The sequence below is a fragment of the Flavobacterium sp. genome (assembly GCF_027533505.1).
Taxonomy (GTDB): Bacteria; Bacteroidota; Bacteroidia; order Flavobacteriales; family Flavobacteriaceae; genus Flavobacterium.
This window is the reverse complement of sequence record NZ_JAPZUB010000035.1, coordinates 56,855-74,771: the sequence shown is the minus strand read 5'-3', so window position 1 is coordinate 74,771 and position 17,917 is coordinate 56,855. Positions and strand designations below refer to the sequence as shown.

Sequence of the window (17,917 nt, the reverse complement as noted above, 5' to 3'; positions counted from 1 at the left end):
TTGGTATGCGCTAAAATCAATCATAAATGAAAGTCAAAGTCCGCTAAAGAAAACCGTGTTGTTAATAGCTACATCATTCTCCGCATGGTATGAATTTAAAAACATAATAAATTTACCGTATATTAATTAGACCATAGCCTTTGGAATTAGTTTTGCTGACAGTGAATTGGCTCACGTAAAAACATTTGGGGAATTTTGCGACTATATTTCTAATAAAATAAAACTTGAAAACCAAGAAAGTTGTACAAAACAACAAGCTTTTAATAAGCTTCGCGAAGCATTTTCCACGATACTTTTAATCGACAGAAAATCAATAACTCCAAGTTTACCACTAAACCAAATTTTTCCAAGAAAGAATCGTCGTTTGGTTGTTAAGAAATTGGAAAACAATTTAGGCTTTGAATTGAACATTTTGCGAGCACCAAACTGGATAACTGCAACTTTAACAATTACACTATTGGTTTCACTTGTAATGGTGTTTTTCAGTGGTCGAATTGGAACAGCGGGTATTATCATTTCTATTTGTTGTCTTTGGTTATCGAGTAGATTTGGAAAAGAGTTTGATGTGAAAACAGTTCGTGAAGTTGTTGAAAAAATGACAAGAGAAAACTATTTGAAATCAAGACGAGATCCGACTACGTTCAACAAAACCGAAATCGAAGCTGTATTGATCAATTGGTTCGCTGAAGATTTGGAGTTGGAAAAAAGTGGACTCACACGAGAAGCTACTTTCAGATAGGACTGCTTGTAACAGGGGTTTCGCACCATAGCTCGTTTTTTGTAAAATGAACTTTTGCATTCAACAAACTTTTACCTTAGTGGAAAATAATTCTTTCCTTGGCATCGTGACAGAAGTAAAGTCATGCAATCAACTAATATAAAATTTGAATCCTATTTTAATTCTAAAGTCGCTACGATACCCTTTGCTTGACGTCTACCCAAAACAAACCCCGGAGGGCACTCAGAGGTGTTCCGGGGAAAGCTGCAAACAAAATAGAGCCTTGAATATGGTTTATTCAAAACTTGTTCCGTTGGGTTGGTAGACAAAGCGGAAGGTGTAATAACGACCAAGGGAGGTTGCATCGGGAGTGGCAGGCGCATCTTTATAATAACTCAAAATTTCCATTTTGGCATACTTTCCGTCATGGGTGCGCACGACCAAAATTTTACCCGCGATGGGAGTAACCAAATTGGTGGCGCTGTTGTAGGTATACCACCCTTGTCCGCTGCCGGTAGGAATAGCATAACTTCCCACAGCATCCTGTACAAAGGAGGACGTTGCAGGTACTGCTGTCACTCCGGCTAAGGTATTGTTCACTATACTTACCGCCCCATTCCCCGATCGGGTAGGTTCGTCGGTGATGCCAATAGCGCTACCTCCATTGACCAGTAGGGTAGTACCCCGAAACGCAATGTCCCAAGAGTCGTCGGTCACGACAGCGTTTTGGGCAAAACTAAATTTGGTAAACGCACCGCCCACGGGTTGCCCTTGCCCTCCTGTTTGCGGCGCATGAAGGTTGGTAAACGTTTTCGTTTCCAAGGCTGTGGCTGCCGGAGTGTTGTCGTCATCCGAGCAAGCGGTAAAAAAGCCGAGGACGATAATAAGTCCCCATGATTTCAAAAGATTAATTGTATTCATAACGTAAAATTTAAAGTTTATAATTGTATTAAAATTGATAGTGAATGCGGGCCAACCATTGGCGTCCGGGAAGGTTCGGAATGTTGGTGGCATCAGTGTAATTCAACGCATTGTTTACGCCAAGTTGAAGGTTGATTTTAGGAGTGATTTCCTGTGATAGCGTGAGATTGGCGAGCATATACCCTTGTACAAAATTGTCGTATCGGTCCAAGATGGCATTGCCGTTGGAGTCAAAAACGCCATATTTACTGCGGTAGAGGATACGCGTATGGATCTCGGTTTTCCAGCGGGGAATCCGGTAACGCCATTTCACATTGGCCGTATGCTTGGAGCGGTTATACAATCCGAAATAGTCCTGTGCACTAAGAGCAAACGTGTTTAACGTAACGGGGTCGCGCGCAAAAACTTCTCCCCGTTGCAGGCGATCCACCACCGATTGATCTTTGGCCATGAGGTATTGGTATCCTGCGGCGAAGTGGTGGCCATTTTTAAAGGTATAGTGGCTATTGATTTCCAATCCATACGTAAAAATTTGATCGACATTGAAGTAGGAAAACACATTTTGACCGTTGGTTTGTTGTGCGACCGCCCGGGTATCGATAAGGTCGCGGATGCGGTTGTAAAACAAATTGTATTCCAAGGTAAACAGTTCTTTTTGGTAATAGCCACCCCAATTTAGGTTGAACGATCGTTCGGGCTTTAAGGGTTCGGAGCGATCTAGCGGGTACACAAAAAGCAGTTGTCCTTGATTTTGCAATTGAGCCAGTTGTGCGGCGACCACTTGATACCCTAAAACTGCGTATCCTACGGTGGCGTTGGTAAAATTGAAATACAACTGCCGTAAGTCGGGTGCTTTGTATCCAAATCCAGCGGCGATTTTTAGGGAAAAATGTTCGTTCCAACGGTAGTTAAGGGCGAGTTTGGGACTCCATTGGGAGGGGTATTGAAAATGACGGTCGTAGCGAAATCCCGCCAGAATATTCCACGAATCACCCAGATAGCCTTCCCATTGCCCCAACACATAATACGATTGAAGCGCCACCTGTTCTTTGAAATAGGTTCGGTCAAGGGATTCATGGGTCATACCCACACCTGATGTAAATCGGTTTTTACCCCATTGGGCGTGAAATCGAACTTCCGGGCGGTAAAACCATTGGTCAAAGGTTGTGGTCTCCACGCGTTGTTGATTGTTTTGGGTTAAGAACTCGTCGGCTTGGTAGCGGGTGGCATATAGATCATAGATTAGTTTCTTGTTTGCCGTTAGTTCATGGTGAAACAAACCCGAGACGTTCCATTCCAATTGCCGACTTATTCCACTCAAGGGTTCGGTATTGATTACAGCTTTATACACTTGTTCTTGATGGAAAAGGCGGGTGCTCCATTGGCCATAAAATCGATCGGACAGCTGCAAACGAATTTTGGGTTGCAAGGTGAGATTGTAATACGGTTCCACAGTTTGTTGAAATCCGTTGGGGACGAGCGTATACCCTTGCGTTTTGAAATAGTTTGCAAACCACTCCAAACCCACCTTTTTCTTTCCATACGTGAGCGTAGTGGCAAAATCATGCGTGTCAAAGGAAGCGATTCGATACATAAGATTTCCTTGTAAGGGTGTGTTTAAGGGGGTCTTTTTGGTGATGATATTGACCACTCCAGCCAGTGCTTCCGAACCGTATAAGCTGGATGAAGCGCCTTTTACAATCTCAATTCGTTCGATATTGTGAACGGTAATGCGACTCAAATCAAGCGTTCCCGCACGACGGCCCATAAGGGGTTGACCGTCAACGAGAATTTGAACATAGGCGGCATCCAATCCCTGCAACTGTATGCCTTCGCCCCCACCAAAATCGGGAACCATCAGTAAACCGGTTTGTTCTTGAATAATTTCGTTGAGGCGACTAACACCCGATTTTTGAATTTGTGCCGCGGTGATGATTTGCACCGGAAGCGGTAAAGTGGCTACGTTGCGAGAAGTACGGGTTCCCGTGACCACAACTTCCTCCAGTTTTTGAGGAGTAAGAGTATCGTTTGGGGTTTGCGCATTACCGAAGCCGTGCAGCAAAACGCCACAAATACTTCCATAGATGTAGCCTCTTTTTTTCATTAGGAAATGATAAAACGGTCAATAACAGTGTTGATTTCTTCTTGTTTTGCATCGGGTTTAAGTGCTTGTAAATGCACGTGCAAGGGCTTGCCGTCGACTTCGGGGCGCAATTTTATATCTTTGTTTTTGGCGTACTCGGCATCCCATTTGGCGCGAACTTTTTTCCAAAAGTCTTGGTGTTCTTTCCACCATTTTTGTGCGGCCTCACAACGGGAATCGTCGACTTTGGTGTAGGTGTTGTACCCTTTTTCTTGCGCTAAAACGTAACTAGTACCTGATTCCTCCTTAATGATTTTGTCGTTGTCTTGGTTGTGTACCCAACCGAAGGGAGTGAGTTCTACAGTATTCAATCGGCGGGTGATGTTGTAATCACTGCGTTGGGTGTATTCCCGGCGTGGAAGGGGAGCGTCGGTCGTATTTTGCCAAAAATCCCGTCCGTCGACATGTATCCATGAAGCACTTCCGGTATAACGTGGCTTGTCATCAACTTCAAATACACTTTGTGTCCATTGCCCCTCTACTGTTTGGGCAGGTACCGTTTTAAATGTCCAATCGTTAAACCCATTGTAGGTATAGAAACGTTGGTTTTCAAAGGTCCAGTCTTGACGCCAATGTTTGACAATCATTCCTCTCCCTACAATCAAGAGATGTTGAATTGATTTTTTATGGGGCTGGTCTTCGATGAGTTCAGCCCATTCCAAGGCCGTTTCATGTTTCACAAGGGAAGGTTTGTACGCAACAGAATCCTTGGGATAGGCAAAGGTTTCGGCGAAGTTGAACTTGATTTCATAGCAGCCACACATGGATTGAATGGCTTTGGCATCTTTTGGATTTTGAGCGCTCACTAGCATTGTAAATAAAAGGGTGAGGCTTAACAATTGGTGTTTCATAAATATTATATTAAATTAGACTAATTCTAAACAATGCAAATGTAAGCCTCTATTTAGAATAATTCCAAATAATTTAACGCTTTTATTTTTTATTTATTTATGCCTCTATGATTCAGGGGTTTAGGGTCGGATACAAGCTTGGTGCAGGTTGGCTTTTGTTTTTTTTATTTAAAAAATGAAGAAATAGAGGAGGGAAACATAAAAACGGAAATTGATAAACGGGAAGAAAAACTTCAATTTTTAATTCCAATGACCACATTAGATTTTTCCCTGATCTATCCATAAAGGGCGATTAAAAAGCCAATCAGGATTTTTACTTTTCAAATATTCGTGTACCTTTGCGCCCGTATTTTGGTTGTTTGTGCACGGTTGTGTACACACATTAAAAGGGAATCAGGTACGAATGATTATTTTAAATTATGAATTGTACATTTTAAAATATTCGTTCAAATCCTGAGCTGTACCCGCAACTGTATGCTAGTAAGCTTGTTTTTACTACAAAGCCATTGCTCTCTTGGGAGTGAGAAGGTAAAAAACAAGACGCAAGCCAGGAGACCTGCCAAAATACGTGGAGTATCAAACTTTCGGGAATAAAAGTTTGGGTATGGGTAATTCTATACTTTTTTCCCCAGTATTTATTCATTAAGGGAATTAAAAAAATGAAAAAAAACCTTTGGGGTATCTGTGCTTTGACAGCATGGGTATCGGCTGTGTCGTATGCGCAGCAATCCGATTCAACGCGTGTGGATCAATTGGATGAAGTGGTGATTTCTGACACCAAGTTTGCCCAACGCAAAGAAAAATCAGGAAAAGTCATTGTCAAAATTTCGCGGGAATCACTGGAGCAACGCAAGGGACAAACCTTGGCGCAAGTGCTTTCAACCGTGGCGGGGGTAGAAATTAATGGCAATCAAAGTGCCAACGGTAAAAACTTAGGGTACTATGTGCGCGGCGGACGCAATCAGCAAGTTTTAATTGTTATCGATGGCGTTCCTGTCACCGACCCTTCGGGCATCAGTTTTGAGTTTGATCTACGCTTATTGGCCGTCGATCAAATTGAAAGTATCGAAATCATGAAAGGTGCCGCCAGTACACTCTATGGCACGGGAGCGGCAACAGCTGTAATCAACATTACCACCAAAGGAGCAGGTAAAAAAGCACTGCAAGGACAAGCGTATTTGAATATCGGTTCCAATAATTCAGCGGCTCAAAGTACGATTAACGGTCAGGAATTCAACCAAGGATTTTCGGTCAATGGTACCTCGGGTGGTTTTACGTATCAAGCAGGGGTGAACAGTACAGAGTCGGGCAACCTTTCGCAATTGGCACCTCCTGCGGGACAAACGTATGAGGAAGACCGTTTTTCACGATTGAACTACCACGGAAAATTCGGATATAAAGTTTCTTCGCGTTTTCGTTGGGAGGCTTTTGCTCAAGTTGATCGCATTGCCAATGATTACGACCAAGCCTTTGATAACACAGGAACGGGAGACACGCCCATCAATACCACTACCTCTGAGCAAACCCGTTGGGGATTTACGCCCACACTTTCGTTCCGCAAGGGGGAGTTAAAATTGATCGCCGCGTATTCCAAAGTTGTGCGTCGTTACGATGAATTCAATGCCTGGTCGGGAACAACCGATGCTTCCGAATACGCGGGACGCTCGGTGAATGTCGATTTGTTTTCCAAATACGCTCTCACTGATAAGCTCTATCTCGTTGCGGGGACCCAGTACCAATTTCACGACATGCAAACCCAAACCCCTTTTGGTGCCCAACGAAGAGAAGCAACAAAGTTTGCCCTTGTTGATCCTTACATAACCTTGGTTTGGACGACGGCATGGGGTGGAAATGTAAACGCGGGTGCCCGTTGGAACCATCACAGTGAATATGGGAACAATTGGGTTTACAATATTAATCCGTCCTATCAATTGAAGTCATTACCTGTAAAACTATTTTCTTCTGTGAGTACGGCTTTTGTTACGCCTAGTTTGTTTCAATTGTATTCACCCTTTGGAAATACGCAATTAAAACCCGAAACGAATCGTACGGTGGAGTTGGGAGCGGAAGCCCAATTTTTACAAAAGAAATTACGGGTAAGTGCCGTTGGTTTTTACCGAGAGCAAGTTGATAGTTTTGGCTTTTTTACCGACCCTGTGACATTTAATTCGAATTATATCAATATCACAGGCTTGAATAAAGCGCGTGGGGTTGAAGCCGATATGGTGTGGCAAGTCCATAAAAAAGTTCAAGTTACTGCCAATTACACTTTTACCCAAGTCGATGAAGCATTGAATCGTTTGATTCCGAAGCATAAAGCCAATATCGGGTTGGATATTACCCCATCCTCGCGTTGGTTTATCAATGTCAACTATCACTATGTCGATACCCGTCGGGATTTGTTTTTTGATGGGGCGACTTTTGCCACCACCGCTGTGGATTTGAGTGCCTACCGTTTGTTTTATGGTTTGGTAAAATATGAGGTGTTCAAAAACCAACTCACCCTTTTTGCCGCCGTGACCAATATACAGAATGCCAACTTTACCGAAACCATTGGGTATACTACTCGAGGGCGTAATTTTAGCATTGGGTTGAATTTGAATCTGTAATTTTTTAAATCAAAACCTACCGCTCCTCCTTGATTTTCACGGAGGAGCTTTTTTTTTGAAAAAAATGTAACGTTACTTTGTAACAACACGGAAGGTGGTTCGTCTTCCTTTTATAAACCCGGTATTCCGATGCAACAGCACGAATTTGTAGCCTTAATTACACCGTTTAAAGACAAAGTATTTCGTCTGGCAAAGCGGTTGTTGGTGAGTACCGAAGAGGCTGAAGATGCGACACAAGAAGTCATGGTAAAGTTGTGGACCAAGCAAAATACCCTTGAGGAATTGAAGAGTGTCGAGGCGATGGCGATGACGATGACCAAAAACTATTGTTTGGATCAATTGAAGTCAAAGCGTGCTGGGAATTTGCAGTTGGTGCATTCCAATTACCAAGATCGGCAAGCGGGATTACAGCAGCAAGTAGAGGATAGCGATAGCTTGCAGTGGGTTGAAAAAGTCATGCAAGAATTGCCTAAACAACAACGCATGATTCTTCAAATGCGGGAAATAGAGGATTATGATTTTGCAGAAATCGCTGCTATTTTGGAGATGAATGAAACTGCCGTACGGGTGGCGTTATCCCGCGCTAGAAAAACATTACGTGAACGAATGACACAAGTACATCATTATGGAATGGAATAAAATAGAAGCGCTTTTGGAGCGCTATTTTGAAGGGTTGACCACTTTGGAGGAAGAGCAAACATTGAAAACATTCTTTCAAGGGACAAATGTGCCGCCCCATTTGGAGTCCTATCGCTCTCTTTTTGGGTATTTTGCCAAAGCCAAACAAGAACAAATGACGACGCCCATTCAACTCAAATCGGGCCGCAAGGTCTTCATCGGATGGTTGGTTGCGGCGAGTGTTGTGGTTTTATTGGGCATTGGTTTTTGGACTTGGCAATCTCCGTCAGCTGCCCCACAAGTCCTAGCACAAACCGAGTTGGGAACCTATGATACTCCCGAAGAAGCTTATGCTGCTACACAAGAGGCTTTGGCCATGGTATCGGGACACTTGAATACCGGAATTGAAAGTATGGGGTATTTGAAAGAATACGAAAATTCAAAGAATCAAATTTTTAAACAATAATCATCATCAAAAAACGAATCGTATGAAAACAAGTGTAATTAATTCCGTGCTACGCATGAAGCAATTCTTGCTCCTCCTTTTGGTTGTCTTTGCTGTACAATCTGGAACCGCTCAGGCCGCTTTTGAAAAGTTTGACAATCAAGAGGATATCCGCGCTGTCATTGTCAACAAAAAAATGTTTGCCTTGATGGCCAAAATGGAAGTCAAAGACAAAGAAGGACAGCAATTTTTGGCCTTAATCAAAAAATTAGACAACTTAAAAGTCTTTATGACGGCCAATAACAAACGCGCTACCGAAATGAAAGCGGAAGCCCTAAAACACATCAAAAGCGCCGGCTTGGAAGAACTCATGCGGGTTACCGAAAAAGGCAAGTCAGTTCGAATCTATGTACGCTCGGGGGCAAATGAATCCCAAGTCAAAGAACTCTTGATGTTCATTGAAGGGTCGGGGAAAGAAGAAACGGTATTAATGTCGTTAACCGGGACTTTTGATTTGGATGAACTGTCTACGTTGACCGAAAAGATGAATTTACCGGGAGGTGAAGCCCTAGAAAAAGCAGGAAAAAAGTAATCGTAGAAAGTTAGAAGCGTATGAAAACCGTTATCACCGTCGCTTTTGTATTGAGTGTGATACTTTTTGGTTGCCAATCAGAACCCACCATGCAGCACTATTTTGTAGACAAACAACAACAACCGGGTTTTAGTGTTTTTGATGTGCCATCGAGTATTATCAATACCGATAAAGCTTCGTTGACACCCGAGCAAAAACGTGTGTTGAAGACGTTCAAAAAGTTGAATGTTTTGTTTTACAAAGCCGATCCAAAGCAACCAAAGCAATTGGAGCGTGAATTTCAAACCGTACGAACTTTACTAAAAGATACCACACAATATGCCGAATTAATGCATTTCGGGTCGGGTAAAGAAGGAGGATCCATCAGCATTGTTGGAGAAGAGGATAAAGTCGATGAAATTGTCCTTTTTGGGAGTAAATCGGGTGGAGGTTTGACCGTTATTCGAATTTTAGGTGACGATATGAATCCCGCCGATGCCATGACGTTTTTGTCGGTGTTGCAGCATTCAGAATTAAACTTGCAGCAGTTGCAACCGTTGCAGCAGCTATTTAAACCGTAAGGGTTTGGAGTTAGTGAAAAAAATCCCGATTCGTAATGAACCGGGATTTTTTTATTTTTTGAAATATTTAAGAGGAACAATGAGCATTCCAAAACATTCGCCATCTTCTTTTCCGATGTGTTTGTGGTGCATTTTGTGCGCCCGACGTACCGCTTTTGCATAGCGATTGTTGGCATTTCGGAATAATTTAAAGCGTTGGTGAATGAATATGTCGTGGACCAAAAAGTAGGCCAATCCGTAGGCAAAAATACCCAAGCCGATAGCCAATCCAATGGATAAGATGTTGTTTTGCCAAAGCAAGAAAAAGCCCATGCTTACCACAGCATAAAAGATGAAGAAAGCATCATTACGTTCAAACCATGAATCGTGGTCTTTTTTGTGGTGATCGGCATGTAAAGACCACAAAAAGCCATGCATCACATATTTATGGGTAAACCAGGCCATAAATTCCATCATGAAAAACGTGAGAAAGAAAACAAGAATATGCAATCCCATACTTATAAAATATTTAAACGATAATTGACATAACATTTGGCCAGTAGGCCTATTTTTTGGTAATCGGGTACGCGAATACGGGTGGAACGAATTTCCATTGAGGGTGTTCGTTTTAGTTTGGTCAACAGTTTTTTATAATAAATGTAGGCCGTGTAGACACCAAATTTCGCTTCCATTGGTAATTTGACAATGCCTGCGTAAGCGGCTTCAAAATCGGCTTCAATATCGCGAATAATTTCGGCTTTTGAAGCTTCATCCAATTGGGTTAAATCGGTGTTTGGAAAATAGGTCCGACTTAAATCTTCAAAATCGGCCTTTAAATCGCGTAAGAAATTTACCTTTTGAAACGCTGACCCTAAACGCATCGCTGCATCTTTGAGTTCGTTGTATTTATGCTCATCGCCATTCACAAAAACCATCAAGCACATTAAACCTACCACATCGGCTGACCCGTAAATATACTCTTGGTATTCGGAGTACGTATGGTACTTGCTTTTGTGCAAATCCATTTTCATACTTTTCATAAAGGCGGCGATCAAATGACGTGGAATGTTATATTGATGCACCGTACGCTGAAAAGAGTTCAAAATTGGATTTAAACTAATACGGTCTTCGAGTGCGTGTTCAAGGTCGGATTCAAAGCGGGCAAACAAAGTAGCCTTGTCGTAATCGTGAAAGGTGTCAACAATTTCATCAGCGAAACGGACGAAACCGTAAATGTTGTAAATGTCTTGGCGGATGGTAGGAGCCAACATTTTTACAGCAGTCGAAAAGGACGTACTATACGCTTTGGTTGTCGTACGACTGCATTCATGGGATACCTGATCAAACAGCGATTTCATAACTTGTTGGTATATTTAGTTGTATTTTGCAATCAATTCTGCCACCAGTTTCCCTGATATTAACGAGGGCGGTACTCCGGGGCCCGGTACGGTAAGCTGGCCTGTGAAATAGAGCTGTTTCACTTTACGGCTGCGTAATTTGGGTCGTAAAAATGCCGTCTGCAATAGCGTGTTTGCCATGCCGTACGCATTGCCTTTGTATGAATTGTATTCTTTGATAAAGTCATTCACACAGAAGGATTCTTTAAACAGGATATGTGCTCTCACCGGCTGTTCGGTTAACTGTTCCAAACGGGTGATAATTTTTTCAAAATAACTATTTCGCAACGCTTCTGTATCTTCCAATCCGGGGGCTAGTGGAATGAGGAAAATCGCTGCTTCATGTCCCTCTGGCGCCACATTAGAGTCTGTTTTTGAAGGGAAACTTGCATAAAACAGGGGTTCTTTTGGCCATTCTGGATGATCATAAATCGATGCCGCATGCGCATTAAAATCAACGTCAAAAAACAAGCTATGGTGTTCAACGTTGCGTAATTTTTTATTCAACCCTACATAGAATAATAACGATGAAGGGGCAAAGGTTCGGTTTTCCCAATACGATTCAGAGTACCCACGATAGGCGGGCTCCAACAATTGTTCTGTATGATGATAGTCGGCACCTGAAACAACGATATCGGCTTTGGTAAAGATACCATTTATTCGGATACCTGTCGCTTTTTTTTCTACGACCTCAATTTTTTCAACGGGCGCATTGGTGATAATTGTAACGCCCAACTCGCGCGCTAACTTTTCCATCCCCTGAATAACTGAATACATCCCGTTTTTAGGATGCCATGTCCCCAATCCAAAATCGGCAAAGTTCATAAAGCTATAAAACGAGGGTGTATCAGAGGGTTTTGCGCCTAAGAATAATACTGGAAACTCTAAGATTGAGATGAGTTTGGGGTTTTTGAAGCGTTTTCGTATGTCGCGTGAAATGTTGCTGAAAAACTGCCCCACTCGGGTAGCTGTCTCCATGGTGACGAGCTCAAACGGGGATTCCCCGGGACGGTAAACCAAATCTTTAATCGCAATGTCATAATTGCTTTGGGCCTCCTTCATAAACTTTTTCAACGTTTCACCGCTTCCTTTTTCCTCTGCTTCAAATGTGGCGGCGATATCTTCTAGATTATCACTAATAGTAATAAAATCTCTGATGCCAAAATAGACTTGATACGCAGGATTTAGCTTTATTAACGTGTAATAATCGGAAGGCTTTTTACCAAAATCGGCAAAGAAGCGTTCAAAAACATCGGGCATCCAATACCATGTGGGGCCAATGTCAAAAGTAAAACCATCGCGTTTGAGCTGTCTTGCTCGACCGCCGACGGTACTGTTTTTTTCGTAAATGGTTACAGCGTGCCCTTGTTGTGCTAAATAGCAAGCGGCAGCGAGGGATGAAAACCCGGATCCGAGGATAGCAATTTCTTTTCTCATATTGTTTAACAAATATATAAAAAAGTTAAACAACATTAACTTCTTAAGAAAATTTTACAATTCGCCGAGCAATTCGGTTATCGATTTGAAAATTTTGGTTTTGGGATTGACTACGCGAGGGCTTATGTTTTCGGTCATTCGTCCAATCAGCCATACTTCGTTGGCGTCTTCCAAAACGGTATTTTGTAAGGTTTGAACGTAATCATTCACATGCTCTTTGTCGGGTTCCACGGTGATGTAGCCAATACATACAATATTGTTAAAGTATTTTTTGAGATCGGCTAAATTTTCAACAGGAACACTTTCCCCCAAATACACGGTAGAATAGCCGCGGTAATTGAGTTCGTAGTTCAGGTACATAAGACCCAATTCGTGAATTTCGTTTAAAGGTAAGAATAAAACGAAGGTTTTGTCATCAAAAAGCGCAGGTTTTTTTATAACTTCCTCTGTATTTATCAGTAATTTAAGTTTTATTAAGTAACTAATAAAGTGTTCATGGGCAGGTGTAATGGTATCGGACTGCCACAATTCACCCAATTCTTCCATGAGAGGAATGAAAACTTCGAAGAAAACCTCATTGAAATTTTTTTCCGACAAAAGTTCGTCATAGGTTTCAAAAAAGAGTTTTTGGTCAAAATTCATCATGGCCATTTTAAACGAACTAATGGCATGATGTTTGGCACTTTTTTCAGAAACGATACCCCGCACTTTGTCTTTGATTTCTTCGTCACTCAGTTTGGATATTTTCGAAATTTTATAACCGTAGTCGTGAAGAAGTGTGATGTTTAATAATTTTTGAAGGGCTTTAATATCGTAAAGACGAATATTAGTGTCGGTTCGCGTAGGCTCAAAAACATTGTATCGCTTTTCCCAAATGCGAATGGTATGGGCCTTGATCCCGGAAAGGTTTTCCAAGTCTTTGATACTGAATGTATTTTTGACACTGTTCATAATCACTTTATTTTGTTTAACAAAAGTACTAAAATTATTAAACAAAAAAATATTTTAAGACAATTTTATTCGAAATACTCGTAATAAGCTGGTTTTTGTTCTTTTTTTGGTATTGTATTTCTTGAGTTGTGAAGTATTTGCCAAAAAAATGTTCGTCAAACGGATAAAAATTGAGGCATTTTTTGGGATGGAATGTTGCTCTGCAGTTCCCATAAAGCGCTGCTTTGAAAGTAACTTGGGTTAGGTAGAAGATTTAAATGGATAAGAATACCACGAATGGGATTCTGCTTCGCAGTTCCCACAAAGCTCCGCTTTGAAAATAAAATTCCCTAAAACGAATTTGAAAATAAATTTTCATTCGTTTTAGGGAATTTTATTTATTCGTGACCACGATGGGATTCGAACCCATACGCCTTGCAGCACCACCCCCTCAAGATGGCGAGTCTACCAATTTCTCCACGTGGCCTAAAAAATAATAAAGACGTTGCACGCAACGTCTTTTTGTGACCCGACTGGGGCTCGAACCCAGGACCCCAACATTAAAAGTGTTGTGCTCTACCAACTGAGCTATCGAGTCAATGCATTTCAAGAGTTTTCGACTTTGGGTCGTAGTGACCCGACTGGGGCTCGAACCCAGGACCCCAACATTAAAAGTGTTGTGCTCTACCAACTGAGCTATCGAGTCGATCACATTTCTTGAATGCGGGTGCAAATATAAGGCGATTTAATTAATTTTTCAAACCAATTTTATTATAAATTTACCTTTTTTTCAGTTCGTAACTTAAGGTCTTAATTGTTAAGGATTTAGTCTATGTTTAAAGTCGTTTTAACAGGGTACATGGGGTCGGGTAAGTCCACAATTGGCGCGTTGTTGGCCCAACAATTGGGTTGTACTTTTGTGGAACTTGACGGCGAAATAGAAGCAGTGGCAGGAATTTCAATACCTACCCTGTTTGCAGATAAGGGGGAATTGGCTTTTCGCAAGTTAGAGCATCAGTCGTTTGAGCAATGGATGCAGTCTCCTACTTCTTTTGTCATGAGTACAGGAGGAGGAACGCCTTGTTATTATAATCATCACGAGTGGTTGCAACGTGAGCATGTTTATTCGGTGTACCTTAAGGGAAGTGTGACTACTTTAGCCCGGCGCTTACAATCGCAAACAGCCCAACGACCTTTGATTCAAAACCTAATTGAGGCCGAACTCGAAGAGTACATTGCCAAGCATTTGTTTGATCGCAGTTACTATTATTTACAATCGCGTTTGACTACTCCTATTGATGGTAAAACACCCGAGGAAATTGTAATGGAAATTCGCCGCTGGTTAACTCAAGAAGGCATATGATTCCTTTTCCAAAACTACTGTCACATGTTCCTGTAATGAAGTCGAAAGCGAAATGCCTTTAAAGTCTACCTTGATTGGATAGTTTTTGTGATTACGATCCACAAGTACAACGGTTTTACATTTTTTTACCGGCACATTTAAAAAGTGTTTTACACCATACATCAGTGTGCTTCCCGAGTTTAAAACATCATCAACCACTACAATTCCTTTGTAGGCATAGTGCTCTGGTGCCAAAGAGGTGGTGATGGGGTCTAAAGGGACTTGTTTATTCATGTTCACCGCACACAATTCTACTTTCAATGGCGAAATGGACTGAAGAATAGCGCCCAATCGTTCGGCAAGGATATAACCGTTGGAGGCAATCCCCGCAAGAACGATATGCTCCTCTGTAACAAAGGTTTCATAAATTTGATACGCAATACGCTTTAATGTGTGCTCTATTTGCTGGTGGTCCAAAATACGATGCTCGTTCATGAAGGGTTCTGTTATTTTTTGTTAAAGATAAAAAAGAGTTCGTTTCCTTGGCGGGGTGGAATCGAATTGTAGCAGGTTTCTAACGTTTGAATTGAAAATAAAGGTTCAAATCGTTCCCAATATTCAGCAATTGACCCTCCAAAAGGGGGCCCCGATTCGGTAAGCGGGAATTGAAATAAGAGTCCAACCAATTTGCCGCCCGATTTCAATACCCTGTGCATGTGCCTCACATAATCATTGCGCAAGGTGGGTGAAAGTGCACAGAAGAACGTTTGTTCCAAAATTAAATCATAAGTGTCATGATGGTCGAAAAAATCGGATTGTACCAAGCGAAAGCGTTCATTTTCAGGAAGGCGATTTCGAATAGCTTGCAACGGAGCTTCCGCATAATCCAATACGGTGATGTTGGTAAATCCTAGTGAGAGCGCGTATTCTAATTCATACCCATGACCGGCTCCGGGAATGAGCAGCGCTTTGTTTTTGTCCTCCACTTGATCCAAATAGGCTTTCAGGGGAGGAGAGGGAATACCCATATCCCAACCCGTATCGCCTTTTTCATAGCGTTCTTCCCAGTATTTATGCGTCAGTATTTTCATCACCCCAAGAATCATTTGTAAGTCCATCCAAGTCCCGTCGGTCTTTTTTGGTAGGGCGACCAACCCCAGTTTTTCGGTAGTGCTCTTTGGATAGTTTGAGCATTTCCAAATGGGCAAACGCTTCTGCCGGTGTTTCGTCTTTGCGATAAATATCGGTTAGTTTGGCACCTACCCGATTTGGAGGTAGATCCAAAACGCTGATTTGGTACTGAATTTGGTCTTTTCGAAACTGAATTCGATCGCCAGGATATACTTCGCGGGAGGCTTTAGCCGCTTGCCCATTGACTTGGACTTGATTTTTTTTGCAAGCTTCTGTGGCTAAGTTTCGAGATTTATAGTAGCGCACACACCACAAGTATTTGTCAACTCTCATAAACAGGGTAAAAACTACGTTAAATAGTTTACAAAAATAAATCAATATTGTATCTTGCACGCCATAAATACAGTAATTTCTATGCGTTATAAAATTTTTACGTTGTGGGCATTTGCCTTAGTCATTGTAAGCTCTTCATGTACTAAAGAAAGCTCGCCTACAATTCCGGTTCGCGATAGAGCCGAACAGTATGCTACAGACATTGCAGCAATCGATGATTTTTTGGATACGCATTATATGGAAGTGAATCCGACTACTTTTGATGTAGAGTTTTACAAGATTCCCGAAAATGGTACGCAAACTTCCATCCGAAATCAAACGCAATATCCTTTGCGCGATACTTTGATTGCTCAAGATGATATCAATTATAAGTTGTATTTCATCAAATTTAGAGAAGGGACCCAGAAAAGACCTACTCAAGTTGATTCTGTTCATGTGGCATATAAAGGAATTAAATTGGATTTAGCTGCCTTTGATCAGGCTGTTTCACCTGTTTGGTTTGCTTTAGAATCAGTTATTCCTGGATGGGGTCATGTGTTTCCCAACTTCAAATCGGGGACATACTCGGCAGTACCGGGTCAGCCAATCCAATTTGACGGTTATGGTGCCGGAGTAATGTTTTTACCCTCTGGTTTAGGGTACTTCAACAATAACACGTCTAATATACCTGCCTATTCTCCTATTGTTTTTTCTTTTAAGTTCATAGAACTGCGGTATCGAGATCATGACCGCGATGGAATACTCTCCCGTGATGAACGTAATTTCCCCTTGACCAATTGGAGTGATAACCCCAAAGATTATGATTCTGATGATGACGGTAGGGCCAATATGGTCGATATAGATGATGATAATGATTCCTATTTAACCAAGTTCGAGCGAAGTTACGTGGTTAATGGAATTACTTATTATTACCCGTTTAATGGAGCTGCTGTAGATGACCCTACGACACCCAATGTAGACGAACGTCGGGGTATCCCTCGTAAATTTACAGGGCCTGTAGTTAATGGAGTAGCTACGCCAGTGGAGGAAGATTTTACGGCGCCCAATCGTTTGCGACGCCACCTAGATAATACAGTGACAAATGTAAATCCTTAGATACAAAAAAAACGGTCATCGACCGTTTTTTTATTGTCCTAATTTTCGGCGCTCCGCGGCATAGGTTCTTAGTTTTTTACCGTATTTCGTTTTACTAATTTTGGGACTCATTGATTTGTCGATGGTGTCCAAATATTTAAGCGAAACGTCGGGAATTTCTGCCAACGCGATATACGGTGCTATTTCATAATTACTATTATTTACAATAAAGTTGGTCGTAATCAAATAGCGTCTCTTCAAGTTTTCATCCTGTTCTTTTTGGATACTATCCAAGCGTGATACGTTATTGTCTTTTTTGGCGATTAACCCCAATTGAATTAATTCTAAATTCTTATCAATCAATCGCGACATCATAATCTTGTATTGGTCATACAACTCCTGGTTTTTCGACCCTTTTATGACGGCATCTGCGGTAAAATAATCCAAAGAAGTTTCCACCGTCATCGAACCGGGTTCTGCGAAAAAAGGAAGGTTGTTGTCAACCGAATTGCTAACACCACGGTCAATAAATAAATAGAGCATTTCGGGGTGTTTCAGGTCAATATGAGTTTTGAATTCAGAAGTTCCTGCAAACATAATGGAATCAATAGGAACGAGGAGGGAATCGTCTTTGATGCGCTGAATATACAAGGTTCCTTTTTTAAAACCTTTGATGGTTCCCGATAATTCCAATCCATCGACTGGTTTTTTCTCTTCGGCACAACTGATGAAAAGGGCAGATGCAAGTAAATAAATACTGATTTTTCGCATGATTTTATTTTTCGCAAAGATGAAAAAAAATCCTCAATTCGATAATCAAATTGAGGACTTTCGCAA

Annotated in this window: 19 protein-coding genes, 3 tRNA genes and 1 riboswitch; of the genes, 8 read left to right on the top strand and 14 right to left on the bottom strand. The window is 41.6% G+C overall.

Annotated features, from left to right (window positions below):
- The first annotated feature begins 166 nt into the window (after positions 1-166).
- A complete protein-coding gene (locus O9316_RS08280) occupies positions 167-739 on the top strand; it encodes a hypothetical protein (protein ID WP_298205261.1) in 573 nt (190 codons plus the stop codon).
- Positions 740-1,012: 273 nt separating this feature from the next.
- Here the strand turns inward: O9316_RS08280 and O9316_RS08275 are convergent, their stop codons facing one another.
- From O9316_RS08275 to O9316_RS08265, 3 genes are read right to left on the bottom strand one after another with little or no spacing between them, the layout of a single operon-like run.
- Complete coding sequence (locus O9316_RS08275; protein ID WP_298205260.1) at positions 1,013-1,639, bottom strand: HmuY family protein; 627 nt, start codon at positions 1,637-1,639, stop codon at positions 1,013-1,015.
- Between the two features lie 28 nt (positions 1,640-1,667).
- Complete coding sequence (locus O9316_RS08270) at positions 1,668-3,743, bottom strand: TonB-dependent siderophore receptor (protein ID WP_298205259.1); 2,076 nt, start codon at positions 3,741-3,743, stop codon at positions 1,668-1,670.
- Positions 3,743-4,633, bottom strand: a complete 891-nt coding sequence (locus O9316_RS08265) for a DUF6607 family protein (protein WP_298205258.1) — start codon at positions 4,631-4,633, stop codon at positions 3,743-3,745. Before O9316_RS08265 ends, O9316_RS08270 begins: the two co-directional genes overlap by 1 nt.
- 335 nt (positions 4,634-4,968) lie before the next feature.
- Positions 4,969-5,212: riboswitch (cobalamin riboswitch) on the top strand.
- Between the two features lie 80 nt (positions 5,213-5,292).
- On the opposite strand from O9316_RS08265, the gene O9316_RS08260 reads away from it, so the two are divergent.
- The 5 genes from O9316_RS08260 (at position 5,293) to O9316_RS08240 (ending at position 9,457) form a co-directional block, all read left to right on the top strand.
- Positions 5,293-7,242 carry a TonB-dependent receptor plug domain-containing protein gene (locus O9316_RS08260; RefSeq protein WP_298205257.1) on the top strand — a complete coding sequence of 650 codons (1,950 nt, stop codon included), beginning with the start codon at positions 5,293-5,295 and terminating at the stop codon, positions 7,240-7,242.
- A gap of 129 nt (positions 7,243-7,371) precedes the next feature.
- Entirely contained in the window at positions 7,372-7,881 is a 510-nt protein-coding gene (locus tag O9316_RS08255) for a sigma-70 family RNA polymerase sigma factor (protein WP_298205255.1), read from the top strand.
- Positions 7,868-8,326 carry a hypothetical protein gene (locus O9316_RS08250; RefSeq protein ID WP_298205254.1) on the top strand — a complete coding sequence of 153 codons (459 nt, stop codon included), beginning with the start codon at positions 7,868-7,870 and terminating at the stop codon, positions 8,324-8,326. The genes O9316_RS08255 and O9316_RS08250 overlap by 14 nt, the downstream gene beginning before the upstream one ends.
- A 22-nt stretch (positions 8,327-8,348) precedes the next feature.
- Positions 8,349-8,897, top strand: a complete 549-nt coding sequence (locus O9316_RS08245) for a DUF4252 domain-containing protein (RefSeq protein ID WP_366941531.1) — start codon at positions 8,349-8,351, stop codon at positions 8,895-8,897.
- Positions 8,898-8,917: 20 nt separating this feature from the next.
- Entirely contained in the window at positions 8,918-9,457 is a 540-nt protein-coding gene (locus O9316_RS08240; RefSeq protein ID WP_298205253.1) for a DUF4252 domain-containing protein, read from the top strand.
- 51 nt (positions 9,458-9,508) lie between these two features.
- Here the strand turns inward: O9316_RS08240 and O9316_RS08235 are convergent, their stop codons facing one another.
- The 7 genes from O9316_RS08235 to O9316_RS08205 all read right to left on the bottom strand — a co-directional run bounded on the left by O9316_RS08235 (position 9,509) and on the right by O9316_RS08205 (position 13,906).
- Positions 9,509-9,952 (bottom strand): sterol desaturase family protein, encoded by a 444-nt coding sequence (locus O9316_RS08235; RefSeq protein ID WP_073365165.1) that lies wholly within the window; start codon positions 9,950-9,952, stop codon positions 9,509-9,511.
- A 2-nt stretch (positions 9,953-9,954) separates the two neighbouring features.
- Entirely contained in the window at positions 9,955-10,794 is an 840-nt protein-coding gene (locus tag O9316_RS08230) for a phytoene/squalene synthase family protein (RefSeq protein ID WP_298205252.1), read from the bottom strand.
- Positions 10,795-10,809: 15 nt separating this feature from the next.
- Positions 10,810-12,270, bottom strand: a complete 1,461-nt coding sequence (gene crtI, locus O9316_RS08225) for an NAD(P)/FAD-dependent oxidoreductase (RefSeq protein ID WP_298205251.1) — start codon at positions 12,268-12,270, stop codon at positions 10,810-10,812.
- Positions 12,271-12,324: 54 nt separating this feature from the next.
- A complete protein-coding gene (locus O9316_RS08220; protein WP_298205250.1) occupies positions 12,325-13,221 on the bottom strand; it encodes a MerR family transcriptional regulator in 897 nt (298 codons plus the stop codon).
- 384 nt (positions 13,222-13,605) lie between these two features.
- A tRNA-Leu gene (locus O9316_RS08215) sits at positions 13,606-13,687 on the bottom strand.
- 38 nt (positions 13,688-13,725) lie between these two features.
- Positions 13,726-13,798 (bottom strand) — tRNA-Lys (locus O9316_RS08210).
- A gap of 35 nt (positions 13,799-13,833) precedes the next feature.
- Positions 13,834-13,906 (bottom strand) — tRNA-Lys (locus tag O9316_RS08205).
- 126 nt (positions 13,907-14,032) lie between these two features.
- Here O9316_RS08205 and O9316_RS08200 point away from each other — a divergent pair.
- Positions 14,033-14,563 carry a shikimate kinase gene (locus tag O9316_RS08200; RefSeq protein ID WP_298205249.1) on the top strand — a complete coding sequence of 177 codons (531 nt, stop codon included), beginning with the start codon at positions 14,033-14,035 and terminating at the stop codon, positions 14,561-14,563.
- On the opposite strand, the gene O9316_RS08195 is transcribed toward O9316_RS08200, so the two are convergent.
- Genes O9316_RS08195 through O9316_RS08185 form a run of 3 tightly spaced genes read right to left on the bottom strand, consistent with a single transcriptional unit; the run spans position 14,543 to position 16,006 of the window.
- Complete coding sequence (locus tag O9316_RS08195; protein WP_298205248.1) at positions 14,543-15,037, bottom strand: phosphoribosyltransferase family protein; 495 nt, start codon at positions 15,035-15,037, stop codon at positions 14,543-14,545. The genes O9316_RS08200 and O9316_RS08195 overlap by 21 nt on opposite strands.
- 11 nt (positions 15,038-15,048) lie before the next feature.
- The gene (locus tag O9316_RS08190; RefSeq protein WP_298347106.1) at positions 15,049-15,633 is read right to left on the bottom strand and encodes a methyltransferase; all 585 of its coding nucleotides are present in this window, start codon (positions 15,631-15,633) and stop codon (positions 15,049-15,051) included.
- Positions 15,614-16,006 (bottom strand): RNA-binding S4 domain-containing protein, encoded by a 393-nt coding sequence (locus O9316_RS08185; protein ID WP_298347105.1) that lies wholly within the window; start codon positions 16,004-16,006, stop codon positions 15,614-15,616. Before O9316_RS08185 ends, O9316_RS08190 begins: the two co-directional genes overlap by 20 nt.
- Positions 16,007-16,087: 81 nt before the next feature.
- Here O9316_RS08185 and O9316_RS08180 point away from each other — a divergent pair, with 81 nt between their 5' ends.
- Complete coding sequence (locus O9316_RS08180) at positions 16,088-17,101, top strand: FKBP-type peptidylprolyl isomerase (protein WP_298205245.1); 1,014 nt, start codon at positions 16,088-16,090, stop codon at positions 17,099-17,101.
- A 30-nt stretch (positions 17,102-17,131) separates the two neighbouring features.
- Here O9316_RS08180 and O9316_RS08175 read toward each other — a convergent pair whose 3' ends face one another.
- The gene (locus O9316_RS08175) at positions 17,132-17,851 is read right to left on the bottom strand and encodes a DUF4369 domain-containing protein (RefSeq protein WP_298205244.1); all 720 of its coding nucleotides are present in this window, start codon (positions 17,849-17,851) and stop codon (positions 17,132-17,134) included.
- Between the last annotated feature and the right edge of the window lie 66 nt (positions 17,852-17,917).